This window comes from cf. Phormidesmis sp. LEGE 11477, from assembly GCF_015207105.1.
Classification (GTDB): domain Bacteria; phylum Cyanobacteriota; class Cyanobacteriia; order Phormidesmidales; family Phormidesmidaceae; genus Phormidesmis.
Genome location: NZ_JADEXO010000193.1, coordinates 1 through 5996 on the forward strand (window position 1 = coordinate 1; position 5996 = coordinate 5996).

The window sequence follows — 5996 nt, forward strand, 5'->3', positions numbered from 1 at the left end:
TTATAGATCCGAATCCAGGCTTTATTAAGACAGTGGGTAACGCCTGCTTGCTGAGCCCACTGATAGTGATCGATTGGACAGTCGCCGTCAATCAGGTAGCGCATGAAGTGTAGCGCACCGTATCGCCAGTCCATCCCAATTAGATTGCAGAGGAAACTAGCGTAGATAGCGCGGACTCGAAAGTTGAGCGCCAGCCAGCCGCCTGTTGCCTGCAGACACCGAGCAGCGGCATCGACGATCGGATAGCCAGTCTCACCATTTTTCCAGGCTTCGTAGTGCTCCAAATTGTAATTCCAGCCGCCATTTTGCAGTTCTTCTGCCGGTAGCAAACTGTCACTAGGCCCCGTTTCAAAAGGGGTGTAGAGCGATCGCACCTCAAGCTGTGGCAAATACCGAAATCTTTGGGTAAACCCACTGCCCCATCGCAGCCGAGAAATTAGCTGATGGGCACTGCGCTGCACCCTTTTATCGGCGTTCCAGGAAGGATCTGCCTGCCGCTCCCAAATCGTCTGGGCGCATTCACGAATAGAGATAGCCCCGTACTTGATATACGGACTCAGGCCGCTAGTGGCATTAGCACTGGGATAAGAAAGCTGCCAGTAGTAGCTTTGGGCTTTGCGCTCATCAAAAAAGAGATGCAAAAGCTGGCGCGCCTCAGTTGCACCGCCTTGAGGTACCAGCATGCCGTCTGAGGCGTGGCCCAGAGCTTCTAATGCTGGCATCTGATCTGAAGAAATGTCTGGAGGGACTTCGACGGTTTGAGGGGTGGGTATCTGAGGCGATCGCATACCCTGATACCAAAGCTTTCGATAGCTGGGGTAGTCAATCAGATCTGGCGTGCCGCCCAACGGTTCAAACCAGCGAATCTTCAAGTCTGCTTTTGCTAGCGTCCGGGTTAGCCGCGCATCACGCACGCGGCCATAGATACGCTCGTAGTCTACGTAGCTGTAAATGCCGTCAGCGCTCGTTTCTTTGACTAGCTGCGGCAGTATTTTTACCGGGTCACCTGCTCGTAAGATCAGCCTACCGCCGCGCGATCGCAAGTCTTGATCCAAAGCCGCTAGACAGCTCAGCATAAATCGCACTCGCCCGGCTCCCGTTTCTGGGTGCTTCAGCAATGCCTGGTCAAAGATAAAAACAGGGATAACCGCACCGCGCCTAGCCGCTCGATAAAGCGGCTCATGGTCTGAAATCCTTAAATCTCGCCGAAACCAAACAATAGTGCGATTCATGCTGACAAAGAGAAAAGCGTCTCTTTACTACTCTACAAAGTTTTATAACTGTAGCGGTAGATTTCCCTATAGTGGAAGTGTGGTCGTGAAGCTTCTCAGGCGTTTAGACTATAGTGCCGACACTTTTACAAACAGGCAACATTCGCATTCTGGTTTATCCTGGCGACCACTCACCAACACACGTTCACGTCACCACTAGAGATCGAGCGTTAGAAATAAAGGTAGATATCTCTGGCTCTGAGCCAATAGAGATGCGACCGGCCAAAGACGAACGGATGAAAACCACAGCAAAGCATACCAAACGGGCACTTCAGCTTTGCAGCGATAATCTAGAGATGCTGAGAGAAGGAGCCGAAAAATACTATGCTGCACAATAAAGCAATCAATGCCCACTACGACCGCCAGCATAAAGCTTTAGTAGTGGAGTTCGCCGATGGCTCTGCCGGTATCTGGCCAGTGCGTTTGCTTGAGATGGTTAGGTACGACGGCAATGACTGGGTGCCGATCAAAGCAACTGAGGCGCAGCTAGAAGCCGTCGAGCTAAGCGGGGAACACGTTTACTGGGATGAGCTAGGCCAAGACTTTCGCATTTCTGATCTCAAAGCTGGCATCTATGGCCGCGAGCCTTGGATGGCTAGGCTTCAACAGCAGATGACCGTCGCTTCTTAGATAAAAGATCATCAGTCACTCAGCCTAATTGCGGTAGGTACTAATGATATGGGTGATAGACATATTGTCCATCCCAACCGATAGACGTGCCCATTGATTATTCAGATTCATCGTCTACAACAGTGCAATAGTAGTACAAATAAACTATAATCGCTTTAGATGGCTCGTTGGGTAGCCCAACAGATGAGCCAGAGAGACTAAAGGAGAATAGCCATGCCTCCCACACATACCTCTACCCCCGACAGTCGTACGAGAGCCCAAAAGCACACCCAGCCGAGCGCACGGAAAGTCATTAGCCAAAGCGCCAAGCATGAAAAGAAAAATAGCGCGGCGAAGGTAAGTCTAAATCGCTCAGCTCGGAAGCGAAAAGCCTTGCTAGCGAGTGGTGCTGCTGCCACTTTGATGGTCGCAATCGTGCTGCCCGATCGGGTGTCTTCTGAGGCAATCGCCCAGTCTAACTGTCAGCAGGTGATTCAATCGGGCGCAGAGATGTCGCGTGACGAAATTTCTGCGCTGCTATCAGTGCCAGTCGGGGCCACCAAACAGAGTGTTCGCCAAGCGGTCTTGGAGCCCTACTGCACCCTGCCGCTTGAAACGCCTACTGAAGAAAAATCTGGAGATACAGCCAGCTCCAAAATTACCGAGCGAGAAGCCTATCCGCTAGCTTTTGACCCTTCAGTTTGGATTGTTTTGAACTACGAATCAGAAACCTATGCTGGCTATGACTTTGTCTTCAGACAATAGCTCGTCTTAAGAGCGTCTATCTAGGAGCCAACTCTCAGTCACTTTCTCCTAGCCAACTGCTAATTGGCGCAGACAATAAATCAGCTACCCTATCCGCCGCGACTGCTTTGTGAAATAGATAACCTTGACCGTATTGACAACCTAGCTTTCGCAGTTGGTCGAGCTGGGTGATATTTTCAATGCCCTCGGCCACCACTTCCATATTCATGGTTTTGGCCATACTGATAATCAAGGGCACAATCCCTAAGCTGCCTGGATCGTCAGTAATTGATTTGACGAACAATCTGTCTACTTTTAAGCAATCAACGGGTAGCTGATGCAGATAACCTAGGGCTGAGTATCCAGTGCCAAAGTCGTCGATACTTAGCCGAATATTCTGCTGCTTGAGCGCTTGCAAGATATCGTCTACTAGTTCGTGATCTCCAATCAAGGAGCGTTCTGTCAGCTCTAGTCTCAAACGTTGAGCGCAGATACCTGTAGAGTCTAGACAGTGTTGCACATGATTGAGAATCGAAGGCTGCAAAAGCTGCTCTGGGGCAATATTAACGCTAATGGTAAGCTCATCATCAACTACCCCTGCTCTCTCCCAATCGGCAACATGTGTGCAGGCCATTTCCAGTATCTGTGCGCCCAGCTCGACAATAAATCCCGTTTCTTCTGCAAACGGAATAAATTCGTTAGGCAAAATTAATCCCTCTACCGGGTGCTGCCAACGTACTAGAGCTTCAAAGCCTACTATTTTCATTCTTTCTAGATCAATGATCGGCTGGTAGTGAAGCTCAAATTCTCTTCTCTGGAGCGCCAGCCGCATGCCAGTCTCTAGATTTAGTAGCTTCACGGCCAGATGATGCATGCCTGGTTCAAACCAGCAATATTTGCGATGCATACGAGCTTTGGCTTGATACATCGCTACGTCCGCATCACGCAGTAAATGTTCTGCAGATACATAGCTGCGATCGCCCCACACCATACCGATGCTAATAGTAGAAAAAATATGGTGCCCAGCGAGTAGAAAAGGTCGAGAGAGTATCCTAGAAACCTTTTCCGTGAAGTCAACAACATCTGTTTTGTCAGCGATATCTAGCAGCAAAATGCCGAACTCATCACCGCCGAAACGAGCAACCATGTCAACTTCGGCATGCTTCTGCTCAAAAGTACTCAGCCTACGAGCAATGCCTTTTAAGAGCTGATCACCAATGCGATAGCCCAGCGAGTCGTTGATTCTTTTGAAGCGATCGCAATCTAAAAACAAAACTGCGAAAGACACTCGAGGATCAGTTTGTGACTGGGCCATTACCTTACCCAAGCGTCTTAGAAATGACGGACGATTAGGCAGACGAGTCAGGCGATCGCTCTGGGCAAGATCCACCATCTGGCTGTGAGCTAGCTCTAATAGCTGCGTTCTCTCATCAACTCGTTTTTCTAGCTCTACGTTGATTTGCTCCTGGCGCTTTCGGGCCAGCCGTAGCTCAATTTGCAGATGAACACGGGCCATCACTTCTTCAGTTTGAAATGGCTTGGTCACATAGTCTGCCGCACCGCTATGGAATGCTTGAATCTTGTCGAAAGGAGCATCTAGCGCGCTTAGAAAAATGACAGGAATATGAGCAGTTTCTGGCATCGATCGCAGTCGTCTGCAGACCTCGTATCCGTCCATATTAGGCATCATAATATCTAGCAAAATTAGCGTCGGCTGATGGCTTTGTGCCAGCGCGATCGCCTCTAGTCCGCCAGATGACTGAATAACTTCATAGCCTGCAGAAGTCAACAGTTTGGATAATACAAATAGATTGGTTGGCGCATCATCAACAATCAAAATGCAGCCTAGTTGTCCATTCATCGAACGAAAAGAATCAGACTGGAACAAACTAGACCTAGATGGAAAAGTAATATGCGTTTCCGACAATGTTCTATCCAAAAACTGAGCCGATGGAATTAAGCAGTCAGCCAGTGGACCCCTTGGGTTGGCTGTACACTATGCTTTTTCGAGATGTTTGATTGACACGCCTTACAATTAGGTTAATGGTCAACCTCGTTTAGTAACATAGTGGCGCTAAAGAAGATAGCGTATCGCCATTACAAATTCGATAAGTAGTTGTACTTAGCAGCTATCATTGGAAGTTTTCAGGTGATAGCTGCTAGCGATAACTAGAGACAACTCTAAGCAGTCGTAGACCCCAGGTAAAGCTCATTTCACTCTACCGCTACGACTGAGCTTACTAACCCGAATAGCGAAGGTTTCGACCAAGGATAGAAGAAGCTTAAAGTCGCCTTTAACTTCTAGCTGCTATCTTTCTACCTATCAACAAATCTTGCTTACAAAAGGAAATAGTAGCCTAGCTATCACTTACGAAGCTAGCAGAAATAGTCGCAAAAAATTAAAACATTCTTAAACCTGAGATGTTCTTCTCCTAAGCTTTTATTTCTGCAAGTAACCCTTCACAGGCGTCTATAAGCAAATCGATTACATAGTCAAATCCCGCCTCGCCACCATAATAGGGATCTGGAACTTCCTTATCGCTGTGACGTCGGCAGTAATCGCACATTAGCTTGATTTTACGTGTGTAACGATGGCTTCTGTCTAGACTCAAGATATCTTGATAGTTGCTTTGATCCATTGCCAAAACTAGATCAAACGTCTCTAAATCGGCTGCCGTCAACTGTCTAGACTGACCTACTAGAGTCACTCCTTGGCGCTGGGCTGCTGCGTTCATTCGACGATCTGGTGAACTGCCTACGTGATAGCTGCTAGTCCCGGCAGAGTCGCACACAATTTTGTCACCCAGCGCTCGCTGTGCGATCAGATGGTTCATAATGTTCTCTGCCGAAGGCGAGCGGCAGATATTGCCTAAGCAGACAAACAGGAGCTTGGTGGGCATGGGCATCCTCGGTTCTATTGTCCCGAGAGAAAAAATGTCACGAGAGGGCATGGTCGGCTAGCGTATGGAGGTATCCGACGCTAGCTATCACTACATTCCCGGCAAGCTTAGTCCACCTGTTAGCTCCTCCATCTGCTCGCGCATGGTAGCAGTGGACTTGTTATATGCGTCTAGCATTGCTGCCTTGACTAGATCAGAGAGGACTTCTGCACCTTCGCCCAGCGCCTCTGCCGAGATAACGACATCGCGAGGCTCTTGGTTTCCGCTCATGATGACTTTCACCATGCCACCACCAGCGGTGCCCTCAATTTCCATCTGCTCAAGTTCTTCTTGAAGGCGTTTGGCACCTTCTTGCACCTGCTGTGCTTTTTTGAATGCCTCGCTTAGCTCCTTCATTTTGCCGAGGCCGAATCCAAATCCCTGTCCTTTTGTCATGGTTATAGTGATTGTTTGATAAATTGACTGTCAAACT

General features: G+C 48.6%; 7 protein-coding genes. 3 read left to right on the forward strand and 4 right to left on the reverse strand.

Features of this window, described 5'->3' with window-relative positions:
- The coding region (locus IQ256_RS28050) for a deoxyribodipyrimidine photo-lyase (RefSeq protein ID WP_193858985.1) at positions 1–1232 on the reverse strand (1232 nt) is incomplete at its 3' end.
- A 113-nt stretch (positions 1233–1345) separates the two neighbouring features.
- Here IQ256_RS28050 and IQ256_RS28055 point away from each other — a divergent pair.
- From IQ256_RS28055 to IQ256_RS28065, 3 genes are all read left to right on the forward strand, one after another.
- Positions 1346–1609: a DUF4160 domain-containing protein gene (locus IQ256_RS28055; RefSeq protein ID WP_193858986.1), complete on the forward strand. Its 264-nt coding sequence runs from the start codon at positions 1346–1348 to the stop codon at positions 1607–1609.
- Positions 1596–1901, forward strand: coding sequence for a DUF2442 domain-containing protein (locus IQ256_RS28060; RefSeq protein ID WP_193858987.1), 306 nt, complete (start codon positions 1596–1598; stop codon positions 1899–1901). Before IQ256_RS28055 ends, IQ256_RS28060 begins: the two co-directional genes overlap by 14 nt.
- Before the next feature lie 213 nt (positions 1902–2114).
- Positions 2115–2645, forward strand: a complete 531-nt coding sequence (locus tag IQ256_RS28065) for a hypothetical protein (RefSeq protein ID WP_193858988.1) — start codon at positions 2115–2117, stop codon at positions 2643–2645.
- 34 nt (positions 2646–2679) lie between these two features.
- Here IQ256_RS28065 and IQ256_RS28070 read toward each other — a convergent pair whose 3' ends face one another.
- The 3 genes from IQ256_RS28070 to IQ256_RS28080 form a co-directional block, all read right to left on the reverse strand.
- Positions 2680–4485 (reverse strand): EAL domain-containing response regulator, encoded by a 1806-nt coding sequence (locus IQ256_RS28070; RefSeq protein WP_193858989.1) that lies wholly within the window; start codon positions 4483–4485, stop codon positions 2680–2682.
- A gap of 571 nt (positions 4486–5056) precedes the next feature.
- The gene (locus IQ256_RS28075) at positions 5057–5524 is read right to left on the reverse strand and encodes a low molecular weight protein-tyrosine-phosphatase (RefSeq protein WP_193858990.1); all 468 of its coding nucleotides are present in this window, start codon (positions 5522–5524) and stop codon (positions 5057–5059) included.
- 90 nt (positions 5525–5614) lie between these two features.
- A complete protein-coding gene (locus IQ256_RS28080) occupies positions 5615–5959 on the reverse strand; it encodes a YbaB/EbfC family nucleoid-associated protein (protein WP_193858991.1) in 345 nt (114 codons plus the stop codon).
- Positions 5960–5996: the final 37 nt, after the last annotated feature.